General features: G+C 64.4%; 25 protein-coding genes and 1 pseudogene. 12 read left to right on the top strand and 14 right to left on the bottom strand.

The genetic code is table 11. From position 1 onward, the window contains the following. The first annotated feature begins 5 nt into the window (after nucleotides 1–5). From HWX53_RS04720 to HWX53_RS04710, 4 genes and pseudogenes are all read left to right on the top strand, one after another. On the top strand, nucleotides 6–1,658 hold the full coding sequence (locus HWX53_RS04720) for a hypothetical protein (RefSeq protein WP_175939666.1): 1,653 nt from the start codon (nucleotides 6–8) through the stop codon (nucleotides 1,656–1,658). A 397-nt stretch (nucleotides 1,659–2,055) separates the two neighbouring features. Continuing rightward, a complete protein-coding gene (locus HWX53_RS04715; protein ID WP_175939665.1) occupies nucleotides 2,056–2,766 on the top strand; it encodes a 16S rRNA pseudouridine(516) synthase in 711 nt (236 codons plus the stop codon). Between the two features lie 24 nt (nucleotides 2,767–2,790). Continuing rightward, a pseudogene (locus tag HWX53_RS27560) lies at nucleotides 2,791–2,898 on the top strand (16S rRNA pseudouridine(516) synthase); the annotation flags it as partial. Between the two features lie 525 nt (nucleotides 2,899–3,423). Continuing rightward, nucleotides 3,424–3,600, top strand: a complete 177-nt coding sequence (locus tag HWX53_RS04710; protein WP_175939664.1) for a hypothetical protein — start codon at nucleotides 3,424–3,426, stop codon at nucleotides 3,598–3,600. On the opposite strand, the gene HWX53_RS04705 is transcribed toward HWX53_RS04710, so the two are convergent. Further along, on the bottom strand, nucleotides 3,597–4,625 hold the full coding sequence (locus tag HWX53_RS04705) for an NAD-dependent epimerase/dehydratase family protein (protein WP_175939663.1): 1,029 nt from the start codon (nucleotides 4,623–4,625) through the stop codon (nucleotides 3,597–3,599). The genes HWX53_RS04710 and HWX53_RS04705 overlap by 4 nt on opposite strands. An 81-nt stretch (nucleotides 4,626–4,706) precedes the next feature. Between HWX53_RS04705 and HWX53_RS04700 the strand changes: the two genes are divergently transcribed. From HWX53_RS04700 to HWX53_RS04690, 3 genes are all read left to right on the top strand, one after another. Next, entirely contained in the window at nucleotides 4,707–5,738 is a 1,032-nt protein-coding gene (locus HWX53_RS04700; RefSeq protein WP_175939662.1) for a CDP-6-deoxy-delta-3,4-glucoseen reductase, read from the top strand. Between the two features lie 282 nt (nucleotides 5,739–6,020). Continuing rightward, nucleotides 6,021–7,205 (top strand): acetylornithine transaminase, encoded by a 1,185-nt coding sequence (locus HWX53_RS04695; protein ID WP_175939661.1) that lies wholly within the window; start codon nucleotides 6,021–6,023, stop codon nucleotides 7,203–7,205. Further along, nucleotides 7,202–7,624 (top strand): GNAT family acetyltransferase, encoded by a 423-nt coding sequence (locus HWX53_RS04690; protein ID WP_175939660.1) that lies wholly within the window; start codon nucleotides 7,202–7,204, stop codon nucleotides 7,622–7,624. The genes HWX53_RS04695 and HWX53_RS04690 overlap by 4 nt, the downstream gene beginning before the upstream one ends. Before the next feature lie 804 nt (nucleotides 7,625–8,428). On the opposite strand, the gene HWX53_RS04685 is transcribed toward HWX53_RS04690, so the two are convergent. From HWX53_RS04685 to HWX53_RS04655, 7 genes are all read right to left on the bottom strand, one after another. Beyond that, the gene (locus HWX53_RS04685; protein WP_175939659.1) at nucleotides 8,429–9,151 is read right to left on the bottom strand and encodes an ABC transporter ATP-binding protein; all 723 of its coding nucleotides are present in this window, start codon (nucleotides 9,149–9,151) and stop codon (nucleotides 8,429–8,431) included. Beyond that, nucleotides 9,152–9,928: an ABC transporter ATP-binding protein gene (locus tag HWX53_RS04680; protein ID WP_175939658.1), complete on the bottom strand. Its 777-nt coding sequence runs from the start codon at nucleotides 9,926–9,928 to the stop codon at nucleotides 9,152–9,154. Between the two features lie 15 nt (nucleotides 9,929–9,943). After that, a complete protein-coding gene (locus HWX53_RS04675; protein ID WP_175939657.1) occupies nucleotides 9,944–11,113 on the bottom strand; it encodes an ABC transporter ATP-binding protein in 1,170 nt (389 codons plus the stop codon). Between the two features lie 24 nt (nucleotides 11,114–11,137). Next, nucleotides 11,138–12,088, bottom strand: coding sequence for a branched-chain amino acid ABC transporter permease (locus HWX53_RS04670; protein WP_175939656.1), 951 nt, complete (start codon nucleotides 12,086–12,088; stop codon nucleotides 11,138–11,140). A gap of 221 nt (nucleotides 12,089–12,309) precedes the next feature. Continuing rightward, nucleotides 12,310–13,527, bottom strand: coding sequence for a branched-chain amino acid ABC transporter substrate-binding protein (locus HWX53_RS04665; protein WP_175939655.1), 1,218 nt, complete (start codon nucleotides 13,525–13,527; stop codon nucleotides 12,310–12,312). Nucleotides 13,528–13,874: 347 nt separating this feature from the next. Beyond that, nucleotides 13,875–14,843 carry a 4-hydroxy-3-methylbut-2-enyl diphosphate reductase gene (gene ispH, locus HWX53_RS04660; RefSeq protein ID WP_175939654.1) on the bottom strand — a complete coding sequence of 323 codons (969 nt, stop codon included), beginning with the start codon at nucleotides 14,841–14,843 and terminating at the stop codon, nucleotides 13,875–13,877. Nucleotides 14,844–14,845: 2 nt separating this feature from the next. Next, nucleotides 14,846–15,301 carry a peptidylprolyl isomerase gene (locus HWX53_RS04655; protein ID WP_175939653.1) on the bottom strand — a complete coding sequence of 152 codons (456 nt, stop codon included), beginning with the start codon at nucleotides 15,299–15,301 and terminating at the stop codon, nucleotides 14,846–14,848. Nucleotides 15,302–15,505: 204 nt separating this feature from the next. Between HWX53_RS04655 and radC the strand changes: the two genes are divergently transcribed. The 4 genes from radC to nadB all read left to right on the top strand — a co-directional run bounded on the left by radC (nucleotide 15,506) and on the right by nadB (nucleotide 18,823). After that, nucleotides 15,506–16,357 carry a DNA repair protein RadC gene (gene radC / locus HWX53_RS04650; RefSeq protein WP_175939652.1) on the top strand — a complete coding sequence of 284 codons (852 nt, stop codon included), beginning with the start codon at nucleotides 15,506–15,508 and terminating at the stop codon, nucleotides 16,355–16,357. Between the two features lie 239 nt (nucleotides 16,358–16,596). Continuing rightward, nucleotides 16,597–16,830, top strand: coding sequence for a 50S ribosomal protein L28 (gene rpmB / locus HWX53_RS04645; RefSeq protein WP_175939651.1), 234 nt, complete (start codon nucleotides 16,597–16,599; stop codon nucleotides 16,828–16,830). Nucleotides 16,831–16,841: 11 nt separating this feature from the next. Then, nucleotides 16,842–17,009: a 50S ribosomal protein L33 gene (gene rpmG, locus HWX53_RS04640; protein WP_007180630.1), complete on the top strand. Its 168-nt coding sequence runs from the start codon at nucleotides 16,842–16,844 to the stop codon at nucleotides 17,007–17,009. Nucleotides 17,010–17,224: 215 nt separating this feature from the next. Further along, on the top strand, nucleotides 17,225–18,823 hold the full coding sequence (nadB, locus tag HWX53_RS04635; protein WP_175939650.1) for an L-aspartate oxidase: 1,599 nt from the start codon (nucleotides 17,225–17,227) through the stop codon (nucleotides 18,821–18,823). A gap of 3 nt (nucleotides 18,824–18,826) precedes the next feature. On the opposite strand, the gene nadC is transcribed toward nadB, so the two are convergent. The 6 genes from nadC to purN all read right to left on the bottom strand — a co-directional run bounded on the left by nadC (nucleotide 18,827) and on the right by purN (nucleotide 25,718). Further along, nucleotides 18,827–19,699 (bottom strand): carboxylating nicotinate-nucleotide diphosphorylase, encoded by an 873-nt coding sequence (gene nadC, locus HWX53_RS04630; RefSeq protein WP_175940601.1) that lies wholly within the window; start codon nucleotides 19,697–19,699, stop codon nucleotides 18,827–18,829. Beyond that, the gene (nadA, locus tag HWX53_RS04625) at nucleotides 19,699–20,826 is read right to left on the bottom strand and encodes a quinolinate synthase NadA (protein WP_175939649.1); all 1,128 of its coding nucleotides are present in this window, start codon (nucleotides 20,824–20,826) and stop codon (nucleotides 19,699–19,701) included. Before nadA ends, nadC begins: the two co-directional genes overlap by 1 nt. Nucleotides 20,827–20,929: 103 nt before the next feature. Then, complete coding sequence (locus HWX53_RS04620) at nucleotides 20,930–22,129, bottom strand: acyl-CoA desaturase (RefSeq protein WP_175939648.1); 1,200 nt, start codon at nucleotides 22,127–22,129, stop codon at nucleotides 20,930–20,932. 250 nt (nucleotides 22,130–22,379) lie between these two features. After that, nucleotides 22,380–23,756, bottom strand: coding sequence for a mechanosensitive ion channel domain-containing protein (locus tag HWX53_RS04615; protein ID WP_175939647.1), 1,377 nt, complete (start codon nucleotides 23,754–23,756; stop codon nucleotides 22,380–22,382). A 7-nt stretch (nucleotides 23,757–23,763) separates the two neighbouring features. After that, nucleotides 23,764–25,071 (bottom strand): RsmB/NOP family class I SAM-dependent RNA methyltransferase, encoded by a 1,308-nt coding sequence (locus HWX53_RS04610; RefSeq protein ID WP_175939646.1) that lies wholly within the window; start codon nucleotides 25,069–25,071, stop codon nucleotides 23,764–23,766. Next, entirely contained in the window at nucleotides 25,068–25,718 is a 651-nt protein-coding gene (gene purN, locus HWX53_RS04605) for a phosphoribosylglycinamide formyltransferase (RefSeq protein WP_175939645.1), read from the bottom strand. Before purN ends, HWX53_RS04610 begins: the two co-directional genes overlap by 4 nt. A gap of 166 nt (nucleotides 25,719–25,884) precedes the next feature. Between purN and HWX53_RS04600 the strand changes: the two genes are divergently transcribed. Continuing rightward, nucleotides 25,885–26,880, top strand: a complete 996-nt coding sequence (locus HWX53_RS04600) for a bifunctional riboflavin kinase/FAD synthetase (protein ID WP_175939644.1) — start codon at nucleotides 25,885–25,887, stop codon at nucleotides 26,878–26,880. Nucleotides 26,881–26,947: the final 67 nt, after the last annotated feature.

Genomic DNA, 26,947 nt, shown 5'->3' with positions numbered 1-26,947 from the left:
GCGCCATGACGCAACCCGAATCTTCGCTGACGCTGGATGCCGTCATCTGCGGCCGCTGTCACGCCATTTCGCCGGCCGACGAGCACACCTGTCCGTACTGCGGCGCGGACCGCCACGGCGCAGTGTTCACCAGCGTGGCCGACGCGGCGGCTATTTCGCCGGTCGAGGAACCGTACGATATCGTCGATCTGCGCGACACCGGGTGGCTCACGCGCCTCGCGCGCCGCAAGATGGTGACGTCGTATCCGAGCCTCGTCGAACCGGGCGATGAGCTCGCCGCCCCGGTGCGAACGCCCGCGCGCAAGATACTCGCGGTGCTGGTGGGTGGCGTCGTGGCGGCGGCGGCCGGTGCATACTTTTATGCGCAGCAAGCCGCGGTCATCGTGCCGACGAAATCGGGCGCCACGGCGGGCGTTGCCGGTGACGGTGCCTTGCTGGCGGCGCAGGGCCGTGGCGACGCGGGACGTCCGACGCTGGCGCGTCACGGTAGCGATGCATCGAGCGACGACGCGCGCGACGACAACCAGGCGCGCACGTCGGTTGCAACTCCGGGCGCGTCGGCGGCGGCGACTGCGACCGAAGGCGCACAGGCATCGCAAGGCGATACCGCGACCGGGCGCGTCGTTTCGCAGACACGCTCGCTGGCGGTTGTGCCGGCGACATCGGCGCACGCACGCACGTTCGCATCGGCCAGCGCCGTGGTGGCGGGGCAGTCTGCGATTCCACAACAGAGGGACAAGACACCCGTCATAGGAACAGCCGCGTCGCCGACGATGACAGCCACCGCACCGCGCCCGCCCTCGCAAACAACGGTGGCCGACGTGGCTACGGCGACCGCTTCGGGCATCTCCGCACCCGCCGCCGTGCCGGTGACTCGTGCCGCTCCGACTGCCTCCGCGCAATCCGCGCCGGCGGCATCGGCACACGCGGCCAGTGTTCCGATGGGCCTGGCTTCTAGCGATCCGGCGCAGGCAAAAGCCAGTCCGACGCCGATCCTCTCGCCGCAGCCGAAGGCCGCGACAACGACGCCGACGACGGCGACAGTCGCGACCGACAAGTCGCCACCCTCGTCCGCCACCGCGACCGCGACCGCACGCCCGAATGGCAACCCGCCGCAAGCATCCACGTCCGTCGCCCAGCCGGAACGACCGACTCCGGCAGCAGTGGCGCGAAGCATCGTCGCGGTGAGGCAGGCCCTCGCCGCTCACGACCTTTCCGCTGCGCGCCGCCACCTGCGCGGCCTTTACGCGAATCAGGCCCTGAGCCCGGAAATCGCGCAGCTTGCCGCCGATGTGTCGCGTCAGGAGCGCGCACGCGACAGCGCGATAGCGAGCGCCCGCGCCTGTTCGGCAAAGCAGGAACCCGCCTGCGCCGTGCGCAACGCCCGCCGCGCGGTGGCGCTCGATCCGCGCAATCCGCAGGCGCAGACGCTGCTGCGTCAGGCGATGGCCGCGCAAGCCGAAGCCAATACCGCGTACTTCCGTCAGGCGAGCGCACTGCCCGCGCCCGTGCCGGCCGCCATGACCTTCGACGGACGCTGGAGCGCCGCAGGCAGGCACGGCGCCACGGCGAGCCAGCAGGACCGCTCGCCGTCGACGTTCACGATCTTCGGCCTGGGCGTGCCGACGGTAGCGAAGGGGCGCGGCGACGCGCATTGAGGGCAGCCGCGGTCTGCGTGCCTGGTCGACGGCGACAACTGCCGCCGCGTGGCTTTGCCGACAAATACGAACGCGCATGCCATGCGGCGACGGTCGTGCGCGCGCCTGTTCGACGCGGACAACCCGCAGCCGCGCGGCTTAGCCGACAGATCCGAACGCGCATTGCCATGCGGCGATCGGCCGTACGCACGACTATGCGACTGGGGCAACTGCCCGCCGCGCGGCTGCACCGACAGCTTCGAACGCGCATGCGATGCGGCGATCGGCGGTACCCGCGCCTGTTCGACGCGGGGAACTGGCCGTCGCCCGGCTGAGCCGACAGCGCATGCCGGTGACGGAGCTCGCGCGTTCACGACTTCCCGCTTGCTAAAATGCGCCCTCCGTCCCCATTCGTCCGATGGACCTCGAATCACTCCTCTTCTCGCAAGGCTTCGGCTCACGCCGTCAATGTCGCGGCATCATCTTGGAGGGCCGCGTGCGCATAGGCGGTGACGTTTGTAACGATCCGAACGCCAGCATCGCGGTCGCCGAATCGCCGGACTTCGAAGTCGACGGCACCGTCTGGACGTATCGCGAGAAGGCGTATATCGCGATGAACAAGCCCGCGGGCTACGAATGCTCGCGCGATCCGCAACATCACCTGAGCGTGTTTCACCTGTTGCCGCCGCAGCTCATCGAGCGCGGCGTGCAGCCGGTCGGCCGGCTCGATCAGGATACGACGGGCCTCCTCCTCTTCTCCGACGACGGCGCGTTCGTCCACGCCTTCACTTCGCCCAAGCGCAAAGTGCCGAAGGTGTATCTCGCGACGCTGCGCCACCCGCTCGACGATGCCCAACTCGCCAGCCTGCGCGACGGCGTGCTGCTGCACGGCGAAACGAAACCCAGCGCCGCGCTGGCCGCGCATCGCCGCGACGAACGGCTGCTCGAACTGACGGTGCTCGAAGGCAAATACCATCAGGTCAAGCGGATGGTTGCGGCAGCGGGCAATCGCGTGGAGAAGCTGCATCGGGAGCGCGTGGGCGGCTTCGCGTTGCCGGCGTCTCTCCCGGAAGGTGAATGGCAATGGCTCGGTGACGAGGATCTCGCTGCACTGCGCGCGCAGGGCTGAGGCGCTGCGCCGCAGCGATAGAAGCTGCACCCGGAGCGCGTGGGCGGCTATGCGCTGCCGGCGTCTCTCGCGGAGGGCGAATGGCGATGGCTCGGTGATGAGGCTCTCGCTGAACTGCGCGCTCAGCGCTAAGGCGATGCCTGCCGCCGCAGCACATAGAAACTGCATCGGTAGCGCGTGGGCGGCTATGCGCTGCCGACGTCTCTCGCGAAAGGTGAATGGCAATGGCTCGGTGACGAGGCTCTCGCTGAACTGCGCGCTCAGCGCTAAGGCGATGCCTGCCGCCGCAGCACATAAAAACTGCATCGGTAGCGCGTGGGTGGCTATGCGCTCCGGCGTCTCTCGCGGAAGGTGAATGGCAATGGCTCCGTAACGGCGATCTCGCTGCAACGCGCGCCCAGGTCTTAGGCGCTTCACCGCGCGCCGCAGCAATAGAACCCTCACCCGGAGCGCGTGGACGCCTATGCGCTGCCGGCATCTCTCGCCGGCCCGGCGACAACAACATCGATGCCCTGCGCGCCCCGCAGCTATCAATCTTCACGCCAATCGGTACAAGCCCCGATGTCTCGCCGCTGCGCCGCAGCATGCCTTCCGCGCGCGGCGCTCATATACTCGTCTTACGGATTCAAAATCACTAGAAGAAAGCAGGAGGGCATCATGGCTTCCCACATGAGCGTCGCGCTGATCGCGTTCTTGGCGTTGAGCGCGGTCGTGATCGGGGTATTGGGTGTTGTCATGCACGTGCGTCACCGCTACTCGCCGAACCTCATCGGCGCATTGATCGGCGCGCTGATGTGCTTCGTCCTGCTCGAAACGATTCCCGCGCTGATCTAGCGCCGCATCGTGCCGACGCGCGAGCGCAAGAAGTCGTCCACGGTCGGATGACGCAGCGTATAGCCTAACTCGCGCTTCATGCGTGCGTTGGACAGACGGCGCGACTCGCGCATGAACGAGAGCGTAAGCGGTTCCAGACGCGTTTCCGCCTCCTCGCGCGTGATGCGTGGCACGCGCGGCAAACCGTACGCGTCGGCGACGCGATCGAAATAGTCGGCCATGCGCAAATCCGTGTCGTCCGACGCGTTCACGACGCGCTGCGCCCGCCCGCGCCCGAGCGCGCGCATGAGAATCGCGGCGAGATCGTCGGCGTGAATGTGATTCGTGTAGACGTCATCGCGTTCGATGAGCGCGGGCATCGCCCGTTCGATGCGCGCAAGCGGCAGGCGATTCTCCGCGTAAATGCCGGGAATCCGCACGATGGAAACGCGCCAGCCGCTTCGCGCGCCCACGCGGCGCAATTGCTGCTCGGCCGACACGCGCCGCCGTGCGCGCTCGTTGTCCGGCCGCGCGGGCCGCGTTTCATCGACCAGCGCGCCGCCGCAGTCGCCGTAGACGCCCGTCGTGCTCGCATACACGAAGCGCACAGGCGCAACGCGCGATGTGGCTCTCGATGCGGCTCCAAAAGGGGCGTCGGGTACAATGAAAGTCGATGCGCGCCGCGCACGATGCTGGGCAACGGCGGCCTGAGCGCCACGCGCAACCGAACGGCGCGGCGCGCGCAAGGCAGCGAGCAACGCACGCGTGCGGCGGTCGGTGTCGCCTTCGCGCTGAGGCGGCGCAAGATGCAGCACATGCGGCGCGATGCCCGCGAGCCTGCGAAGGCTGCGCTTCGCATCCAGGTCGCCGGCGATCGGCGAGGCGCCCGCTGCGCGGAGTTCAGCGGCGCGTTCCGGATGATGCGTGAGGGCGATCACGCGCGGCGACGCGGCGCGCGAACGCAAGAGCGGCAGCACGCGCAGCCCGACATCGCCGCATCCGACGATCAGCACGCGCGGGCGGCGCAAGGTTCGAGTGGCGATCATGCGAAGCATTGTATCCGCCGCTTGCGTGACGCGTTCCGGCGTCATCGAGAGACACATTCACACATCGCAAGAAATCGATCTATGGCATTCAACGTAACGCTCCGGCAAAGCGGCCGGCAGTTTCAGGTGGAACCCGACGAGCCGGTGCTGACCGCGGCGCTGCGCCAGGGCATCGGCTTGCCTTACGGCTGCAAGAACGGCGCGTGCGGTTCCTGCAAGGGCGCGGTCGTCGAAGGCGAAGTCGAGCAGGCGCCGCATTCGTCGTCCGCGCTCTCCAACGACGAAAAAACGCGCGGCATGGCGCTCTTCTGCTGCGCGACCGCGCAGAGCGACCTCACGATCGACGTGCGCGAAGTCGCGGGTGTCGGCGACGTGCAGGTCAAGAAGCTGCCGTGCCGCGTGAACGCGCTTCAGCGCAAGGCCGACGACGTCATCGAAATGAAGCTGCAACTGCCCGCCAACGAGCGCCTGCAATATCTCGCGGGGCAGTACATCGAATTCATTCTGAAGGACGGCAAGCGCCGCAGCTATTCGATGGCGAGCCCGCCGCATCACGAAGGCCCGCTCGAACTGCACATTCGCCACATGCCGGGCGGCACGTTCACGGACCACGTGTTCGGCGCGATGAAAGAGCGCGACATCTTGCGCTTCGAAGGTCCGCTCGGGACGTTCTTCCTGCGCGACGAATCGGACAAGCCGATCGTGCTGCTCGCTTCCGGCACGGGCTTCGCGCCGATCAAGGCGATCATCGAACACGCGGTCTTCAAGAACCTGAACCGGCCGATGACGCTCTATTGGGGCGGACGCCGCAAGAAAGACCTATACATGATGGACCTCGCCGAGCAATGGGCGAAGGAAGTGCCCAACTTCAAGTTCGTGCCGGTGCTGTCCGAACCCGATCCGCACGACGGCTGGACCGGCCGCACGGGCTTTGTTCATCGCGCTGTCATCGAGGATCTGCCAGACTTGAGCGCGTATCAGGTCTATGCGTGCGGCGCGCCCGTGATGGTGGAATCGGCGCAGCGCGATTTCACGCAGCATCACCGCTTGCCGGAGGACGAGTTCTACGCCGATTCGTTCACGAGCGCAGCGGACCTCGCGCATCCGGTCTGACGGCCCGCGCGGGCCTCGCATGCCGCCGGCGCGCAACAAATCGACGCCGGCGGTTTACATGCACGAACGTGATCACGTATCCTTCGCGAATGAACCGAATCGCTAACATCGTCCGACGCCGCCGCTCGCCGCTTCCCTAGGGATGCCGCTGGCTCGTCATGCATTCGCGCTCGTCATGTTCGGTTAGTCTGAAGCGCAGAGAATGAAGCCACGGAAACACCGTGGCTTTTGTTTTTTGCGCGCCGTTTTTTTCACCTGAGTCCACGCCCGGAGCCTGCTGTCATGAATTTCAATGAGTACCCCGTCGATTCGCTGATGTACATCACGAACCGCCCCGAGATCGTGTTCACGCACGGCAAGGGCTCCTGGCTTTACGACAACACCGGCAAACGCTATCTCGACTTCATTCAGGGCTGGGCCGTCAATTCGCTCGGTCACTGCAACGACGGCGTGATCGAGGCGCTGGAGAAGCAGGCGCGCACGCTGATCAATCCGTCGCCCGCGTTCTATAACGAGCCGATGGCGAAGCTCGCCGCGCTGCTCACGGAGCACAGTTGCTTCGACAAGGTGTTCTTTGCCAACAGCGGCGCGGAAGCGAACGAAGGCGCGATCAAGCTCGCGCGCAAGTGGGGCCGCAAGTTCCGCAACGGCGCGTACGAGATCATCACGTTCGATCACAGCTTCCACGGCCGCACGCTCGCGACCATGTCTGCGAGCGGCAAGGCGGGCTGGGACACGATCTACGCGCCGCAGGTGCCGGGCTTTCCGAAGGCGGATTTGAACGACATCGCATCCGTCGAAAAGCTCATCACCGAGAAGACCGTGGCCGTGATGCTGGAGCCGATTCAGGGCGAAGGCGGCGTGATTCCCGCGACGCGCGAGTTCATGCAGCAGTTGCGCGCGCTGACGAAGCGGCACAACATCCTGTTGATCGTCGATGAAGTGCAAAGCGGCTGCGGTCGCGCGGGGACGTTGTTCGCGTATGAGCTGTCGGGCATCGAGCCGGACATCATGACGCTCGGCAAAGGCATCGGCGGCGGCGTGCCGCTCGCGGCGCTGCTCTCGACTGCGGATGTGGCGTGCTTCGAAGCGGGCGATCAGGGCGGCACGTACAACGGCAATCCGCTGATGACGGCAGTGGGCTATTCGGTGATTTCGCAGCTGACGGCACCGGGCTTTCTCGAAGGCGTGCGCGACCGCGGCGAGTATTTGCGTTCGGAATTGCTGAAGCTATCGGACGAACGCGGTTTCAACGGCGAGCGCGGCGAAGGTCTGTTGCGCGCGTTGCTGCTCGATGGCGATCAGGGACCGCAGATCGTCGAGAAGGCTCGGCTGATGCAGCCTGACGGACTCTTGCTGAACGCGGCGCGGCCGAATCTGCTGCGCTTCATGCCTGCGCTCAATGTGACCAAGGACGAGATCGATCAGATGATGTCGATGCTGCGCTCGGTCCTCGATTCGCTGTGATCATCCGCACGTTCGATGCGAGCGATCGCGATGCCGTGATCGATCTGTGGCGCGATGTGTTTCCAGAGTACGCGGATGCATCGCGGCCGCAGCGCGATCCGGCGTTGTCCATTGCTAATAAACTGCGCACGCAGCCGGAGTTGTTCTTTGTCGGAGCGCTCGATGGGGATGTCATCGGGACTGTGATGTGCGGGTATGACGGGCATCGCGGGTGGATTTATTCGCTCGCTGTTTCGGCTGCCCAGCGGGGGCGCGGGTTCGGGCGCGCGTTGATGCTTCATGCGGAAGCGGCGCTTTCTCGTGCTGGATGTCCTAAGGTTAATCTGCAGATTCTTTCTGCTCGGCGGGATCTCTTGCCCTTTTATGAGCGGCTTGGGTATCGCGTTGATGACGTTGTTAGTCTCGGGAAGCGGCTTTAGTTTTGTCTCTTCGTTCTCCCGTTTCCGTCTATCAGCGTGCCCCTTCCCGGGGCGGGGTTGCTGGCTGCTTTCTTCGTGGAACTTGTTTTCGTCTCGGTCTATTTGCTTTGCCCCTCCCCGGGGCGGGGGTGCCCGCTGCTTTCTTCGTGAAACTTGTATTCGTGTCGGTCTATTAGCGTTGCCCCTCCCCGGGGCGGGGGTCACTTTCTTTGCTGCTGCAAAGAAAGTAACCAAAGAAAGCAGCTTTTTTCTGGCCCGCAGCATCAAGAGCGTGATCACTTCGCAGAAAAGCATTGGCACTCAGTTTGAATCAACCCTGAATTACCTTCCACGCCCACTGAGCACCACGTCCTCCGAGCCCCTTGGCTCGTTAACACCGAACGTTTGCATAGGTACGCGCGCTTGTCCATGCAAATGCGCGTCCGCATAACGTTAGCATTCCAAACAGTGTCTAGGCGATCTTCACTAAGCCTGGATCGCAGGCGGAGCGTAAAACGGGGGTGTGGTGTTGACGAGCCAAGGGGCTCGGAGGACGTGGCGCTCAGCGGGTGCGGAAGGTGATTCAGGGCTGCCGATTAGCTGAGTGCCACGGTTCTTCTGCGGAGTGCCCACGCTGTTATTGCTGCGGGCCAAAAAGCTGCTTTCTTTGGTTACTTTCTTTGCAGCAGCAAAGAAAGTGACCCCCGCGCCGGGGAGGGGCAACGCTAATAGACCGATACGGATACAAGTTCTACGAACAAGCAAGAAGACCGAAGAGAGCGGGAGCAAACAAAACCCCCGCCCCGCGAGGAAAGAAAAAAACCCTCACTCGCCCAAATAAGCAGCCCGAACCTTAGGATCATCGAGCATGACCTTAGCATCGCCGGACATGGTGACGGTACCCGAATCCATGACATACCCGCGATTAGCGGCCTGAAGCGCGAGCCGAGCATTCTGCTCAACGAGCAGCACCGTCAGCCCTTCGCTGGAAATCTCCCGAACGACTTCGAAGATCTTCTCGACCATGATCGGCGAGAGCCCCATCGAAGGCTCATCGAGCAACAGCAATTTGGGCCGCGACAACAAAGCCCGCGCCATCGCCAGCATCTGCTGCTCGCCACCGGAAAGCGTGCCCGCATACTGCGAAGCCCGTTCCTTCAAACGCGGAAAGAAGCCGAACATCCGTTCGGTGTCCTTCTGAATGCCGTCCGAATCGTTGCGCAAATACGCGCCCATCTGCATGTTCTCGAGAATCGACATGCGCGCGAAAATGCCGCGGCCTTCCGGCACCATCGCGAGGCCGCGCTTCAAAAGCTCGTGCGTGGGCACGCCCTTGATCGACTGGCCCATGTACTCGATATCGCCACCCGAGAACGGTTTCAGCCCCGTGATGGCCTTCATCGTCGTGGTCTTGCCCGCGCCGTTCGCGCCGATCAGCGTGACGAGTTCGCCCTGTCCGACTTCCAGATCGACACCCTTCACCGCCTGGATGCCGCCGTAGTTCACCTGCAGACCCTTGACCTTCAACATTGCGCTTGTGGTCGCCATTTAGTGCACCCCCGCACCCAGATATGCTTCGATCACCTTCGGGTCCTTCTGCACGTCCTGCGGCAGACCCTCGGCGATCACCTTGCCGTAATCGAGCACCGTCATGCGGTTGCACAATCCCATCACGAGTTTCACGTCGTGTTCGATCAACAGAATCGTCTTGCCGTCCGCGCGAATCTTGTCGAGCAGGCGCGTGAGTTCCACCTTCTCCGTCGCGTTCATGCCGGCTGCCGGTTCGTCGAGCGCGAGCAGCTTCGGATCGGTCGCCAAAGCACGCGCGATCTCCAGACGACGCTGGTGGCCATACGACAGATTGCGCGACGTGTAGTCCGCGTATTGCAGCACGCCGACGTACTCCAGCAGTTCCAGCGCGCGCTCCTTGATTTCCTTCTCTTCACGACGTTCGGCGGGCGTCTGGAACACCGCGCCGATCAGGCCATGCTTCGTGCGCACATGGCGCCCTACCATCACGTTCTCCAGCGCGGTCATGCCGCCGAAGAGGCGAATGTTCTGGAACGTGCGCGCGATGCCCGCCTTCGCCACCTGATACACGGCGGTCGGCGTGTAGGCTTCGCCGTCGAGCTTGAATTCGCCGGAATCCGGCGTGTAGAGGCCCGTGATGACGTTGAAGAACGTCGTCTTGCCCGCGCCGTTCGGGCCGATCAGGCCGTAGATTTCGCCTTCCTTGATTTCGAGGCCCACTTCGGACAGCGCCTGCAAGCCGCCGAAACGCTTGTTCACGCCCTTCACGGACAATCGAGTACGTTTGTCGCTCATTTTTGATTCCCCCGCTTAGGCGCGCACCGGCTTCTTGCCGTTGCGCTTCGCGATCTTCGCGATCTTGTCTTCGTGTTTCGCGGCGGGCCACAGGCCTTCCGAGCGATACAGCATGATCAGCACCATCGCCAGACCGTACAGCAACTGGCGGATGACTTCCGTATCCACGATCTGATGGCCGAAGACGGCGTTTTGCAACGGACCCATCGTCGAGCGCAGGAATTCGGGGAACACGGCGAGCAGCACCGCGCCGAGAATCACGCCCGGAATGTGGCCCATGCCGCCGAGCACCACGCACGCCAGCACGACGATCGACTCCCAGAACGTGAACGATTCCGGCGACACGAAGCCCTGGAACGCGCCGAACATCGCGCCCGAGAGGCCGCCGAACGACGCGCCCATCGCGAACGCAAGCAGCTTCACGTTACGCGTGTTGATGCCCATGGCCTTCGCGGCGATTTCGTCTTCGCGGATCGCGGCCCATGCGCGGCCGATACGCGAGTGCTGCAGGCGCGTACAGACCCAGATCACGATGAGCGCGCCGATCACGAACAGGTAGTAATACATGTACACCGACGGGAACTTCATGCCGAACAACTCGTGCGTCTGCGACAGGTTGAAGCCCGCCACCGTCACCGGATCGATGCCCGTGATGCCCTTCGGGCCGTTGGTGATGTTCACCGGACGGTCGAGGTTGTTCATGAAAATCCGCACGATTTCGCCGAAGCCGAGCGTCACGATAGCGAGGTAGTCGCCACGCAGACGCAGCGTCGGTGCGCCGAGCAGCACGCCGAACGTGGCGGCGAGCGCCATCGCGATCGGCACGATCAAGAGGAACGGCAGGTGCAGCCCGCCCGGCGCCAGATGCGCGATCCATTCGAACTGCGAGGTCAGCTGCGGCGAAGACAGGAGCGCCGCCACATACGCGCCGACCGCATAGAACGCGATGTAGCCCAAATCGAGCAGGCCGGCGAAGCCGACCACGACGTTGAGGCCGAGCGCGAGCATCACGTAAAGCATTGCGAAGTCGAGCACGCGCACCCAGTAGTTGCCGCCGGCTGCGCCGATCACCATCGGCGCGGCGATCACGAACGCGGCGACGATGATGCCGACGACGAGCGTCTTGCCCGTGTTCTTCTCGGGGATGAGCGTCGTGGACGGCTCAATCGGTTGAATCGAAGTCATTTTGTAGAGCTCCTCACACGGTCTTTAAGCGCGGTCCGCGACACGTTCGCCGAGCAGACCCGACGGACGGAACACGAGCACGATGATCAGCACGATGAAGGCGAACACGTCCTGATAGTTACTGCCGAAGACGCCGCCCGTCAGATTGCCGATGTAACCGGCGCCCAACTGTTCGATGAGACCGAGAAGCACGCCGCCGACCATCGCGCCGCCCAGGTTGCCGATGCCGCCCAGCACCGCGGCGGTAAACGCCTTCAGGCCGGGAATGAAGCCCATGTAGAAGTGCGCGTTGCCATATTCGGAGGCGATCATTACGCCGGCGAGCGCAGCAAGCGCCGAGCCGATCATGAAGGTCGCCGAGATCACGAAGTTCGGGTTCACGCCCATCAGCGATGCGACGCCGGGGTTTTCCGCGATCGCGCGCATCGCGCGGCCGAGCTTGGTCTTGTGCACGAGCAGCAGGAGGCCGCCCATCACGAGGAACGCCACCACGATGATCACGATTTCCGTCATCGAGATGACCGCGCCGGGACGCGTTTCCGTCGCGGTGATGACGTTGATCGGATCGGTCGGCAGCAGCTGCGGGAACGCGAGCGGGTTGCGGCCCCAGATCATCATGGCGACCGTTTGCAGCAGGATCGACACGCCGATTGCGGTGATGAGCGGCGCGAGACGCGGCGCCTTGCGCAGCGGCCGGTACGCGACGCGTTCGATGGTGTAGCCGACGATCGCGCAGACGATCGCCGCGACGATGAGCGCGATCGTCAGCATGATCGGGCCGGGCATCGAGGGAAAGTGGTTCTGCATGACGCCGATGGCTGAAAGCGCCACCATCGCGCCCACCATCAGCACGTCGCCGTGCGCGAAGTTGATGATGCCGAGAATGCCGTACACCATCGTGTAACCCAACGCGATGATGGCGTAGACGCTGCCAAGCACCAGACCGTTGAGGATCTGCTGGATGAAAATATCCATTTAAAGCTCCTTAGCCCCGTGCGACCGGATGACGCTTTTATCACCGGCCGATAAACCGGTGTGAAGCGAAATCTGGAGCGGCACTGCGCGTACTTTTAAAAAAACCGGTAAGGGTTAATCGCCTGTCGTTGCGCCCGCCGCCGGATAGGTGCGGGCGTCCGCCAGACGGATGCGAAACGGCGCTTGTCGGATAGGCGCCGCAAGACTGCAAACGCCTGCTGCTACTGCTTCACGACGTCGAGCACGTCCTTCTTTTTGTCCTTGAAGTCGTAAAGCGTGATGGTGCTGGTCTTCAGATCGCCTTTGTCGTCGAAAGCGATATGCCCCGTCAGACCGTTGAAATCCGTCGTGGCCATCGCCGCGAGCACCTTGCTCGCTTCGATGGAATTGGCGCGCTTCATCGCATCGACGATCACGTACACCGCGTCGTACGTGAACGGCGCGTAAATCTGCACTGGCGTGTGAAACCGTGCCTCGTACTTCTGCGCGAAGTCCGCGCCCTTGTCCATCTTCGCGAGCGCGGGTCCCGCTTCCGAACACACGACGTTCTGCACCGCGTCTCCCGCCAGTTCGGGCAGTTGCTCCGTGCAGACGCCGTCGCCCGCCAGAATCTTCGCCTTCACGCCGAGCGCCGCCGCTTCTTTCGCGAACGGGCCGCCCGTTGCGTCCATGCCGCCGTACATCACGGCGTCCGGCTGCATGCGCTTGATCTTCAAAAGGATCGCCTTGAAGTTGCGCGCCTTCTCCGATGTCGTCTCGCGCGCGGCGACCTTCACGCCGCCCGCCTGCGCCGTCTTGGCGAACTCGTCGGCGAGGCCGCGGCCGTAGGCGGTCGCGTCGTCCACGATCACCACTTTCTTCGCGTGCAGCGTCTTGATCGCGTAGCCGGCCAGCACGGGGCCTTGCAGCGCATCGGTTGCGACCACGCGGAAGGTCGTCTTGTAACCCTGCTTCGTGTATTGCGGGTTCGTCGTCGACGGCGAAATCTCCGCGATGCCCGCATCGCTATAAATCTTGGACGCCGGAATCGATACGCCCGAATTCAAATGGCCGATCACCGCGACCACATGGTCATCCACCAGGCGCTGCGCGGCTTCTTCGCCGGTGCGCGGGTCGGCTGCGTCGTCCTGGCTGTCTAGCACGAGGCGAATGGAGCGGCCGTCGATGGTGAGACCCTGCGCGCTGATTTCCTCCAGCGCGAGCCGCGCGCCGTTTTCGTTGTCTTTCCCTAAATGCGCCTGCGTGCCGGACAACGGCGCAACGTGGCCGATCTTCACCACCGTCGCTTCGCTCGCCGGTGCCGGCGCAGCCGTCGCCGCCGTCGGGGCGCTTGCCGCCGGTGCTGCTCCGCTCGCTCCGCCTTCGTCCTTCTTGCCGCATGCGGTTGCCATTGCAACCGCAGCCGCGATGGACACGGCGTAAGCAAACTTGAATCGCATCAAATGAGATCTCCTGCGCCTTTCAGAACCGTTGCCAGAGGCCCTTCCGGACTCAGGACGCGCGAATTGTAACGCTAAATATGAGACGAGCAATATTCTTGCGTGGCGGGGTTTTCCAGCATTGCAACCCGCATTTTTCGGCGATTTTCGCGCTAAAGCGCAACCCGGTTGCGATCCGCTTTTGTGCAGCAGTTGCACCATTCCGGAAGCGGGGTTTATCGGGGCTCGGCAGAATACGTTTGCGCCACTTTCACGCGATGCACCGGAATGGTTCACGCGCGGTCGGCTTGCCTGTGCCCGGGCGAAAAAAAAGCGCCCGCAGGCGCTTTTCGAAGGTTTCGTCTAACTTATTGCGGCAACGACAAGCCGCGCGGCAGCGGAAACGAGATGGTCTCTTCGATCCCTTCCAGCGAGCGCACGCTGCGCACGCCGAGTTCGCGCAGTCGCGCGATTACCGCCTGCGCGAGCACTTCCGGCGCCGATGCGCCCGCCGTCACGCCGATGCGCTTTTTGCCCTCGACCCAGTTCGGATCGATCTGCGTAGGCGAATCCACCATATAGGCGGGGATGCCGCTGCGCTCGGCCACTTCGCGCAGCCGGCTCGAATTCGAGCTGTTCGGGCTGCCGACCACGATCACGACATCGCACTGCGGCGCGAGAAACTTGACCGCGTCCTGACGATTCTGCGTCGCGTAGCAGATGTCCTGCTTCTTCGGCTCCTTGATCGCGGGATACTTGTTCTTGAGCGCGTTAATGATGGCGGAGGCGTCGTCGACCGAAAGCGTCGTCTGCGTCACGTACGCAATGCGGTTCGGGTCGGGCAGATCGAGCTTCAGCACGTCCTCGATATCTTCGACCAGATGCATGCCCTCGCCGGACTGCCCCATCGTGCCTTCGACTTCCGGGTGTCCCTTGTGGCCGATCATCACGATATCGAAGCCTTCCTGCCGCATCTTCGCGACTTCCATGTGCACCTTGGTCACGAGCGGGCATGTAGCGTCGAATACGCGCAGCCCGCGCGTTTCCGCTTCGACGCGCACTGCTTTCGAGACGCCGTGCGCGCTGAAAATCAGCGTGCTGCCCTCGGGCACGTCCGACAGTTCCTCGATGAAGATCGCGCCCTTCTTGCGCAAATCGGCGACCACGTACGCGTTATGCACGATCTCGTGGCGCACATAGATCGGCGCGCCGAACAGCTTGATCGCGCGCTCGACGATTTCGATCGCGCGGTCCACGCCCGCGCAGAAGCCGCGCGGCTGCGCGAGCAGGATTTCGACGTCGGTTTCGATATCGGTGAGGCTTTCGATCAGGCTCATGGCTACAGAATTCCGATGATTTTCACTTCGAACGCCAGCGTCTGGCCGGCAAGCGGGTGATTGAAGTCGAAAAGCGCCGACGTGTCGCCCACTTCCTTGAGCACGCCCGCGTAGCGCCCGCCGTTGGGCGCGTTGAATTCGACGAGATCGCCGGGAGAAAAATCCTCGCCGACCATGCTGTTTTCGCGCAGCGTCGCGAGCGACACGCGCTGCAGCAGCTCAGGGTTGCGCGGCCCGAACGCCTGTTCCGGCGTTAGCCGAAAGGTCGAATGGTGGCCGACCTTGAGCCCGAGCAGAATTTCTTCGAGCGGCGGGGCGAGCTGGCCTGCGCCGAGCAGAAGCGTGGCGGGCTTGTCGGTGAAGGTGTTGACGATGTCGGCGCCGTCGGCCAGTGCCAGCCGGTAATGCAGCGTGACATGGGAGCCGGGCTTGACCTCGGAGATATCGATGATGCTCATGAGTATTGGATGTGGCGGTTCAGTCGAAAGCGCGGCGTGGGCCGGGCGAGCGGCGGCTCGTCGGCGCGAAGCTGCGAACCGCGTGGCGCAGGGTCGAAACGGGCGCCAAAACCGCTATTGTAAGACAGAGTGGTCCGGCGACGCGTCAGGCGCGTGCGGCGTTGGTGCGGCGGCGCGCGGAACGCGGCCTCTTCGGAGCGGGCGATGACGGGCGTCGTCTCGCTGGATACTGCGCCGGAAGTCGCGCCGGTTTGTGCGCCGGTTTGTGCGTCCGTTGCCGCGACCGATGCGGTGCCGGTTGCAAGCACGAACGTCGCGCCTGTTGCTGCGTCCGTTCCCGCCGCGCCATCGGAGACTTCCGAAACCGTCCGGCTCGCGGCACTAGCCATCTCGAAATGGGAAAAGGCCGACCGGCCGCGTGAACGCCTGCTCAGTTCGGGTGCCGAGAAGCTAGCCGATGCCGAATTGCTCGCGCTTTTCTTGCGCACCGGCGTGCCGGGTCGCACCGCCGTCGATGTCGCCCGCGCGCTGTTGCGGCGTTTCGGCTCGCTGCGCGCCATGCTCGATGCATCCGCCGCCGAGTTGCAAGCCGAACGCGGCATCGGCGAGGCGCGCGCGGCGACGCTCATCGCGGTTTCCGAACTGTGCCGGCGCATGCTGGCGGAGAAAGCGCGAAACCGCATGCTGTTGAATTCCCCCGGCGCCGTCGAAGACTTTCTGCGCCTGAAAATCGGCACGCGTCCGAACGAAGTGTTCATTTGCATCTATCTCGACGCGCGCCACCAGTTGCTGGACATTTGCGAGGAGGCGCGGGGCTCGCTCACGCGCGTGGCCGTGTATCCGCGCGAAATCGTCAAGCGCGCGCTGGCGCTGAACGCGGCCGGACTGATCGTCGCGCATAATCATCCGTCCGGCGGCATCCAGCCGAGCGCGGGCGACCGCAAGCTCACGCGCACGCTCCAGGACGCGCTCTCGCTCATCGACGTAAAGCTGCTGGATCATATGGTCGTCGCGTCGAATGACATTTTTTCGTTCGCGCGCGAGGGTTGGCTGTGACGCTGGCTTTGAGGTCGGTCTGCCGAATAGGAAAAGGAGCAAAACGCCTTGATAACGCACGGCTTTTCCTGCTAGAATCCGCGTTTGCTTTTCTCAACCCACCTGTTCTGAGCTTACGCGGTCCTCATTGGCATAACCGTGCTGCCAAGTTCCCGGTAAAGGCAACCAGGGAAAAAGAGGTCGGCTTGCAGCATCCGCTGCGCCGAGCGTAGGAATCAGACTGTATTAGGAGTGCTCGCATGGCACGCGTATGCCAAGTAACTGGGAAAGGGCCGATGTCCGGCAACAACGTTTCCCACGCCAACAACAAGACCAAGCGTCGTTTCCTGCCGAACCTGCAGAACCGCCGTTTCTTCGTTGAAAGCGAAAATCGCTGGGTCCGTCTGCGCGTTTCGAACGCCGGTCTGCGCCTGATCGACAAGAACGGTATCGACTCCGTGCTCGCAGATCTGCGCGCACGCGGTGAAATCTAAGGAGCACGCACATGGCCAAGGGCGCACGCGACAAGATCAAGTTGGAATCGACCGCAGGCACGGGTCACTTCTATACGACGACCAAGAACAAGCGCAACATGCCGGAAAAGATGCTGATCAAGAAATTTGATCCGGTCGTCCGCAAGCACGTTGAGTACAAGGAAACCAAGATCAAGTAAAGCGGCGTTGTTCCGCTCACGCGGAAGACGCACCGCACTTGAGATTGAGTGCCTGACGAAGACAGCAAAAAGCCCCGCTCATGCGGGGCTTTTTGTTTTGCGGCGCGGTTTTCATGCGGGTTTCACATGGTCGTGCATGGGTTTTCGCGGTTTTCCGGCGCTCGCGCGTTATGCTTGCCGGCTATCGACAACGACAGCGACGGAGACACGGCGGCATGAACTTCGATGTAGCGATCGTGGGGAGCGGACTCGCGGGCCTGAGCGTCGCGCTGAATCTGGCCGAAACGCGGCGCGTGGCGATCATTGCGAAGCGCGCGGTGAGCGAAGGCGCGAGCGACTGGGCGCAAGGCGGCATCGCGGCGGTGCTGGATTCGGCGGACAGCGTCGACGACCACGTGGCCGACACGCTCATCGCGGGCGGCGGCCTGTGCGACGAGGCGGCCACGCGCTACATCGTCGAAAACGGGCGCGCCGCGATTCAGTGGCTGATCAACGAAGGCGTGCCCTTCACGCGCGATGTCTCCGCCGAACTCGGCTTCCATCTGACGCGCGAAGGCGGGCATAGCCATCGCCGCATCATCCACGCCGCGGACGCCACCGGCCACGCGGTCGTCACGACGCTCGGCGAGCGCGTGCGCAATCATCCTAATATCACCGTTCTCGAAGACCACTACGCGATCGACCTGATCACGTCCGACCGGCTCGGGCTGCCGGGCCATCGCTGCCACGGTCTGTACGCGCTCGACCTGAAAAGCGGCGGCACCGTCACGATCGAGGCGCCGCACACGGTCCTCGCGACGGGCGGCGCGGGCAAGGTCTATCTCTACACGACCAATCCCGACACCGCGACCGGCGACGGCATCGCGATGGCGTGGCGCGCGGGCTGCCGGGTCGCGAACATGGAGTTCATCCAGTTTCATCCGACCTGCCTCTTTCACCCGTACGCGAAGTCGTTCCTGATCTCGGAAGCCGTGCGCGGCGAAGGCGGCGTGCTGCGCCTGCCGGACGGCACGCGCTTCATGCCCGCGCACGACGAACGCGCCGAGCTCGCGCCGCGCGATATCGTCGCCCGGGCGATCGACTTCGAGATCAAGAAGCGCGGCATCGACTGCGTGTATCTCGATATCAGCCACCAGCCGCGCGCGTTCCTCGAGGAACACTTCCCGACAATCCTCGCCCGCTGCCGCGAGTTCGGCATCGATATCGCGAAAGAGCCGATTCCGGTCGTGCCGGCCGCGCACTACACCTGCGGCGGCGTCGTGACCGATCTCGCCGGGCGCACCGACCGTCCCGGGCTGTATGCGGTCGGGGAAACGTCGTGCACGGGGCTGCACGGGGCGAACCGGCTGGCGAGCAATTCGCTGCTGGAATGCATCGTGGTCGGCCGAGCGGCGGCGGCGGCCATCGAAGCGGACGGTTTCTCCGCCGGATGCCACGCGCCCCTGCCCGACTGGGACGAAAGCCGCGTGTCGGATCCCGACGAGGAAGTCGTCGTCGCGCATAACTGGGACGAGTTGCGGCTTCTGATGTGGAATTACGTCGGCATCGTGCGTACGGACAAACGGCTCGCGCGCGCCCGGCATCGCATTGCGCTCCTGCGCGACGAAATCCACGAGTACTACGCGAATTTCAAGGTGAGCCGCGACCTGCTGGAACTGCGCAATCTGGTGGATATGGCGTCGCTGATCGTCGAAAGCGCGTGTTCGCGACGCGAAAGCCGCGGCCTGCACTACAGCCGCGACTGGCCCGAAACTTTGCCGAAGGCGCTGCCGACCGTGCTGACGCCGCCGGCGGCGCGGCGGCGCGCGGTCTGACGGCTAGATAAGGCGCATCGAATAATCGGTGGCGCGCACGTCCTTCGTGAGCGCGCCGATTGAAATGCGGTCGACGCCGGTTTCCGCAATCGCTCGCACGGTTTCGAAATTCACGCCGCCCGACACTTCCAGCAACGCGCGGCCCGCCGTCACCCGCACGGCGTCGCGCATGGCGTCGAGCGTGAAGTTGTCGAGCAGAATGGACTCCGCGCGGTGCGCGAGCGCCGTTTCGAGCTGCGCGAGCGTCTCGACTTCGATCTGAACCGGCACGCCCGCGTTCAGCGCGAGGGCCGCGTCCATGGCCGCGCCGACGCCGCCCGCCGCCGCGATGTGGTTTTCCTTGATCAGAATGCCGTCGTAGAGCGCGAGCCGCTGGTTCGCCCCGCCGCCCACCCGCACGGCGTATTTCTGCGCGAGCCGCAGGCCAGGCAGCGTCTTGCGCGTATCGAGAATGCGCGCGCGCGTGCCTTCGATCGCGTCGACGTAACGGCGCGTCGCGCTTGCCACGCCCGAAAGCAATTGCAGGAAGTTGAGGCCATTGCGCTCGGCCGTCAGCAGCGAGCGCGCGGGGCCGTGCAGCAGCGCGACGGGCGTATCGGCGCCCATGCGCTGCCCTTCGCGATACTGCCATTCCACTTCGATGGACGCGTCGACGCGCCGCATCACTTCGTCGAACCACGGCGCGCCGCACAGCACGGCGTCTTCCCGCACGATGATCCGCGCCGTGCGCCGCGCGTCCGCGGGAACGAGGCGGCCGGTCACATCGCCGGGGCCAATGTCTTCGGCGAGCGTATCGGCGACATTACGCGCGAGCGCCGCGTCGAATGCTTCGCCGTACTGCGATCGGACTTCGTCGAAAATCGGTGAGTACGGCATCATGCGGCTCCCACGTTCGAGAACAACGCGGTGTCCTTAGCCAGATCGCCGCTCGCCTGCACGCGTTTCCTGTGACGCGCGGCGAAATCGAGCATGCGGTCGATCGGCACGCGCGCGCGTTGCCCAATGGCGGCGTCGACGTGAATCTCGTTATGCCCACGCTCGAGCACGTCGGCGAGGTTGGCGAGACCGTTCATCGCCATCCACGGACAATGTGCGCAGCTCTTGCACGTGGCGCTGTTGCCGGCCGTCGGCGCTTCGATGAACGTCTTCCCCGGCGCGGCGAGCCGCATCTTGTGCAGAATGCCGAGGTCCGTCGCGACGATGAAGCGGCTCGCGTCGAGGCGCACGGCGGCGTCGATCAGCTGCGTTGTCGAGCCGACGACATCGGCCAGCTTCACCACGGCTTCCGGCGACTCCGGATGCACGAGGATCTTCGCGCCCGGATACTCCGCGCGCAGCAGGTCGAGTTCGATGCCCTTGAACTCGTCGTGAACGAGACAGGAGCCCTGCCACAGCAGCATGTCCGCGCCCGTCTTCTTCTGAATGTAGCCGCCGAGGTGACGATCGGGCGCCCACAGAATCTTCTCGCCGCGCGCGTGCAAGTCCGCGATGATCTCCAGCCCGATGGACGACGTGACCATCCAGTCGGCGCGCGCTTTCACGGCGGCGCTCGTGTTCGCGTACACGACGACCGTGCGGTCCGGATGCGCGTCGCAGAACGCGGCAAATTCGTCGGCGGGACAGCCGAGATCGAGCGAGCATGTGGCGTCCAGATCCGGCATCAGCACGCGCTTGTCCGGGCTCAGAATTTTGGCGGTCTCGCCCATGAACCGAACGCCCGCGACAACCAGCGTTCTTGCCGCATGATCCCGGCCAAAGCGCGCCATTTCGAGCGAATCGGCGACGCAGCCGCCGGTTTCGTCGGCAAGCTCTTGCAACTCGGCATCGACGTAATAATGCGCGACGAGCACGGCTTCTTCCCGCCGCAACAGCGCGCGAATGCGCTCCTTCAACGCGCGCTTCTCCTCCGGCGACGGCGCCTGCGGCACGCGCGCCCACGCCTCGCCTACTCCACACGTCAGCCCTTGCGGCCGGTCGTACTCGACGCTTTTGATCGCCTGCATGTCCCCTGTCTCCCTGCCGAATCCAGCGAAAACCCGTCGCCCAAAAACAAAAACCCCGCCAGAGCGGGGTCTTGTGACGTCTTCGAATTTTAGCGGATATCGCTTACAGGGCGTAGCGGCGCAGACGCAACGCGAAGTCCTGCAACGCCTTGATGCCGCTTTGTTCCGCGCGATGACACCAGTCCTGCAACTGCGCCAGCAGTTGCTCGCGCGATGCGTTCGAGCGGTCCCACATCGCCGCCAGATCCTTGCGCAGTTCGATGTAGGTGCGCAGCTTCTGGTTGTCCGAGAACAATTCGGGCAGTTGCTGGCGCTGCGGCTCGTTCAGGCCGTCTTCGTCCTTGTGGAACCACTTGCGCGCGCCGCGCATCAGCTGATACTTCTCGCGCGCGCCGGCTTCCTTCAGCTTGACGAGTTCCTGCTTGTACGCGCGCTTGAGCGCCTTGCCGTAACGCGCCATGACTTCGTAGCGGTTCGCGAGCACAGCTTGCAGCGTGTCGTGGTCCGGCACCGACTTCGATTCCGACAGGCGCGGCGTGGGCGCGAGCTTCTTCACCTTCGCGAGGCCGATGGCCGACAGAATGCGGATGTACAGCCAGCCGATATCGAACTCGTACCACTTGCTCGAGAGCTTCGCCGACGTCGCGTACGTGTGGTGATTGTTGTGCAGTTCTTCACCGCCGATCAGGATGCCGAGCGGGAAGATGTTGGTGCTGGCATCGGACGAATTGAAGTTGCGATAACCCCAGAAGTGCGCGAGACCGTTGACGACGCCCGCCGCCCAGAACGGAATCCAGATCATCTGCACGGCCCACACCGACAGCCCGATGATGCCGAACAGCGCCACGTCGATAACCATCATGATGCTGATGCCGAGGATCGGATAACGCGTGTACACGTTGCGCTCCATCCAGTCGTTCGGCGTGCCGTGGCTGAAGCGGCGCAGCGTTTCTTCGTTCTTCGCTTCCGCGCGATACAGTTCCGCGCCTTCCAGCAGCACCTTCCAGATGCCGCGCGTCTGCGGGCTGTGCGGATCTTCTTCGGTCTCGCACTTCGCATGGTGCTTGCGGTGGATGGCCGCCCACTGGCCGGTCAGCATGCCGGTGGTCATCCACAGCCACAGGCGGAAGAAGTGGCTTGCGATGGGGTGCAGGTCCAGCGCGCGATGCGCCTGGCAGCGGTGCAAATAAATGGTGACGCCCGCGATGGTGACGTGCGTCATCGCCAGCGTGAACAACAGAATCTGCCACCAGGAGAAGTCCAGCAATCCGTTGGCGAGAAATTCGAGGGAGGAATTCAGCAAGGCAATTTACCTATGTAGCTGTGAAATTCGGAAAAAATGGCCGACGAAGAATGTCAAGAATCGACTTATCGCCGCATGTCGGGCGCGTGAAAGGTCAGCGCCGAAGTTCGATCGCATTCTACTGCATGCGTTCCAAGTCGTTGTCGTAAAGGTGAATTTTTTTGAATCTCGGCCCTACGAGAAAAATCTCACGCGGCCAAAATTTGCGTCACCCTTGCAAAAACGGAAGGAATGGCGCACTGCCGTTGCTTCAGGCGGCGCTTCCAGCCGTTGACGAGGGTGCATCGCCAGGAAAACCGGCATTTCCTACCGATTCGCTTGCCGCACCGCCGACGATTCGCACTTCGCGCTGCGCGTACGGAATCTCGATGCCATGCTCGCAGAATAAACGCCACACGCTGCGATTGACTTGCGACTTAACGCCGCCCGTGCCCTTCGCCGCGTCCTCGATCCAGAAGCTCAGTTCCAGATTGATGCCGTCCGCGCCAAAACTCGCGAGCAGCGCCGCGGGCGCCGGATCCTGCAACACACGCTCGACGCCGTACGTTGCTTCGACGAGAAGTCGCATCGCGCGTTCCACGTCCGAGCGATAACTCACCTGCACCGCGATTTTCGCGTTGCCGCGCGTCAGATACGACGAGTGATTCTGTACGACATCGGTAATCAGCTTTTCGTTCGGAATCAACGTTTCGATGCCGTCCAGCCCGCGCACGACGGTGTATCGCGTGCGAATCTGCGTGACGGTGCCCTGAAAGCCGCTGACGTTGATCATGTCGCCGAGCCTGAGCGACCGGTCGAGCAGAATGATGAAGCCCGACACGTAATTGCTGGCGATCTTTTGCAAGCCGAACCCGAGCCCGACGCCGAGCGCGCCGCCAAACACGCCGAGCACCGTGATGTCGATGCCGACGATAGACAGGCTCACGAGAATCGCCGCGAGAATCATCAGCGCCCGCGCGACGCGCCCGAGCACCACTTTGAGATTCGCGTCGAGCGAGCGCGAACGCATGAGGCGGTCGTCGAGCAGCGCGCCGGCCCACATCGCGACGATCAGCGTCACGCACACCCAGAGCACGCCCGAGGCGAGCGAGAGCAGCGTCATGTGTGCGTTGGCGAAGTTGAAGCGCACGCTCGCCATCCAGCGCACGACGTCGTCCTGAATGCCCATCACCGTGAGCAGCATCGCGACCCAGACGAGCACCGTCACGACTTTCTCGAACAGAAACAGCAGCGCGCCGGCCTCGTGGTCCGCGCCGCCCGTGGCGCTCTTGCTGAACACGCGGCGCACCGCGTAGAACATCGTGTAGATCACGGTGATGCCGCAAAGCGGCACCAGCGCGAGTTGCAGCAGCGCCGTGTGCATGATGGGCGCGAGCGCCAGTCGCGCGACGGAGACGAAGACGGTCCCGAGCAGCGGAAAAAGCGCCTTATTCAGACTTTCGGCCCCGAAGCGCACGGCCTCGAAGCGCGACTGCCGCCGCGCGTCGAGCTGTTTGCGCAAGAGACCGGCGCACCACCACGCGATGGCAAGCAGCGCGATCAGAGCGCCGACCTGCCACAGCACTTCCGGCTCGCCGAAGTCCCGGACGAGCCGTTCCGAGAGGTGGCTCAGGAAGCGGTTCTGCATCGCGCGCTTAAGCGCTTGCTTCCCCGGCGCCTTCTTCTGCCGCTTGCGCCTTCGCGCCGGGCACCCGCTCCAGCACGGCCGCGAAGAAGCCGTCCGTGCCGTGCTTGTGCGGCCACAGCGACAGATACTCGCCCGTGTCGAGTTCGATGCGCTGCTCGGCCAGCACGTCGCGCGCCGGCACCACGCGGAAGTTCGGATGCGTTTCCAGGAACTGCGCGACGACGCCTTCGTTCTCCGCTTCGAGCATGCTGCACGTCGCGTAGACGAGACGGCCGCCCGCCTTCACGAGCCGCGCGGCGCTCGTGAGAATCGAAAGCTGCTTCGGCGTCAGTTCCGCGACGGTCGCGGGCGACTGCCGCCACTTGAGGTCGGGATTGCGGCGCAGCGTGCCGAGCCCGGAGCACGGCGCATCGACGAGCACGCGGTCGATCTTGCCCGCGAGGCGCTTGATCTTCGCGTCGTGTTCGCTGTCGATCAGCACCGGATTCACGTTCGACAGCCCGCTGCGCGCAAGACGCGGCTTCAGCTTCGCGAGCCGCCGGTCGGAGACGTCGAAGGCATACAAACGGCCGGTGGAGCGCATCATCGCGCCGAGCGCGAGCGTCTTGCCGCCCGCGCCCGCACAGAAATCGACGATCATCTCGCCGCGGCGTGGGGCCACCAGCGAGCACAGCAACTGGCTACCCTCGTCCTGCACTTCGATCCAGCCTTCCTGAAACGGCTGCAGGCGCGTGAGCGCCGGCTTGCCTTCCACGCGGATGCCGAACGGCGCGAACGGCATGTCGAACGCGTCGATGCCCGCGTCGATGAGCGCCTTGCGCACCACGTCGCGGCTCGCCTTGATCGGATTCGCGCGCAAGTCGAGCGGCGCCGGATAGTTCAGCGCGGCGGCAAGCTGCGCGAGCTCGTCCGGCTCGAAGCGCTTGGCCATCGCGTCGTAGATCCACTGCGGCAGGTTCGTGCGCACGCGCACCGGCAGGCTCGCGGGATCGATCTTCGACACTTGCGCGAGCCACTGATGCTCGTCCGCCGAGACGAACGGCTTGAGCGCGGTGAGGCCCGCGGTCTGCATCAGCCCGAGCAGCGCGAGACGCCGCGCCTGATTGCCGGTGCCGCTTTCCGCGAGATGCGAGAACTCCATCTTCCGCCGCAGTACGGCGAAGACCGCCTCGGCAATCACGCCGCGCTCGCCGTGACCGAGCTTCGGATGCGCGCGGAAAAAACGGCTCGTCGCGGCATCGGCGGGACCGGAAAAGCGGAGCACGTCCGCGAGCAACGTTTCGGTTTGACCAATCAGAAATCCATGCAGCCTCATGCGCCCTCCCCGGCAATGTCGGCAAAGAGCCACTGCGGCTCAGACGGCGTGAGGGCGACTCGTTCGCCCTCGATAGAAAGACGCCCTTCCACGAACCAGCGCACTGCGCGCGGGTAAATGATGTGTTCGACAGCGAGCACGCGCGCGGCGAGCGCAGCGGCGTCGTCGCCCGCGATGACCGGCACCGCGCCCTGCGCGACGATCGGCCCGTGATCCAGCTTCGCCGTCACGAAATGCACGCTCGCGCCGTGCACGCGCACGCCGGCGTCGAGCGCCTGCTGGTGCGTGCGCAGGCCGGCAAAGCACGGCAAGAGCGACGGATGCACATTGAGCATGCGCCCGGCGTAGCGTTCGACGAACGCATCGGTGAGCACGCGCATGAAGCCGGCCAGCACGACAAGATCCGGCTCGAAGCGGTCGATTTCACGCGCGAGCGCGGCGTCGAACGCTTCGCGGCCGTCGAATTCGCGATGATTGACGACGACCGTTTCGATGCCGTTCGCGGCCGCGAAGCCGAGCCCGGCGGCATCGGGCCGATTGGAAATGACCGCACAGACGCGCGCCGGCCAGCCCTCGCGCGCGCAAGCACGCACGACGGCCTCCATGTTGCTCCCGCGTCCGGAGATCAGAATGACGATTTTTTTCATCCGCGGATTTTATCATTCCGGGGACGGCGAAAATCGTGCCAGTAAGACGACGGCGGCGCGCCGGGCGCTCCGGCGCCGCTGCCCGGCGCGCGCGCCCGTGCATCCGTGCGAGCGTTTATAATCGAACGCTTTGCAGCATCAGCCCTCCCACCGACCAACGCCTATCGTGAGAGTCTTTCGCGGCCTCCCCAATGCCGAAAGCCGGGCGCCCTGCGCACTGACCATCGGCAACTTCGACGGTGTCCATCGCGGGCACCAGGCGCTGCTCGCGCGCGTGCGGGCCGCTGCGGACGCGCGCGGGCTGCCGGTCTGCGTGATGACCTTCGAGCCGCATCCGCGCGAGTTCTTCAATCCGGCCGGCGCGCCGCCGCGCATCGCCATGCTGCGCGACAAGCTGGAAGCGCTGCGCACGAACGGCGTCGACCGCGTGGTGGTCGAGCATTTCAATCACACGTTCGCGAGCCAGCCGCCGGACACATTCGTCAAGAACGTCATCGTCGACGGCCTGCACGCGCGCTGGGTCATGGTCGGCGACGACTTCTGCTACGGCGCGAAACGCGCGGGCAATTTCGATTCCCTCAAGGCCGCAGGCGACAAGTACGGCTTCGAAGTCGAGCAGATGGCCACCGTCGCGCATCCGAACGGCGCGCGCATTTCGTCGTCGTCGGTGCGGGCGTCGCTCGTCGCGGGCGATCTCGACGCCGCGAACGTCGCGCTCGGGCGTCCGTACATCATCAGCGGCCACGTCGTGCATGGCGCGAAGCTCGGCCGCGATCTCGGCTTTCCGACGCTCAACCTTCCGATTGCCCACAAGCGCCCGGCGCTCGCGGGCATTTTCGTCGTGCGCGTGCACGGCCTGGCGGACGAACCGCTGCCCGCCGTCGCGAGCCTCGGCCTGCGTCCGACCGTGGACGATTCCGGCCGCGTGCTGCTCGAAGTCTTCGTGCTGGACTGGCACGGCGACGCGTACGGCAAGCTCGTGCGGGTGGAGTTTCTGAAAAAGCTGCGCGACGAGGAGAAGTACGTCGACCTCGAAACGCTGTCCGCCGCCATCGCGAGGGACGTCGACAACGCGCGCGCCTACTTCGGCCTGCCGCCCGCCAGCAACGCCGGCAGCCGCGCGACGGGCTTCGCCATTTCGGCCACCGACCGAATTAGGTGAGCGCGCCGTGCCGCATGATCCATGCGCGCATCGCCCGCTGCCCCGCCTCCGAATCACCGCGCGCCAA

This window comes from Caballeronia sp. BCC1704, from assembly GCF_902833455.1.
Lineage (GTDB): Bacteria > Pseudomonadota > Gammaproteobacteria > Burkholderiales > Burkholderiaceae > Caballeronia.
The sequence above is the reverse complement of the archived record's forward strand: the minus strand, read 5'-3'. Positions and strand labels throughout refer to the sequence as shown.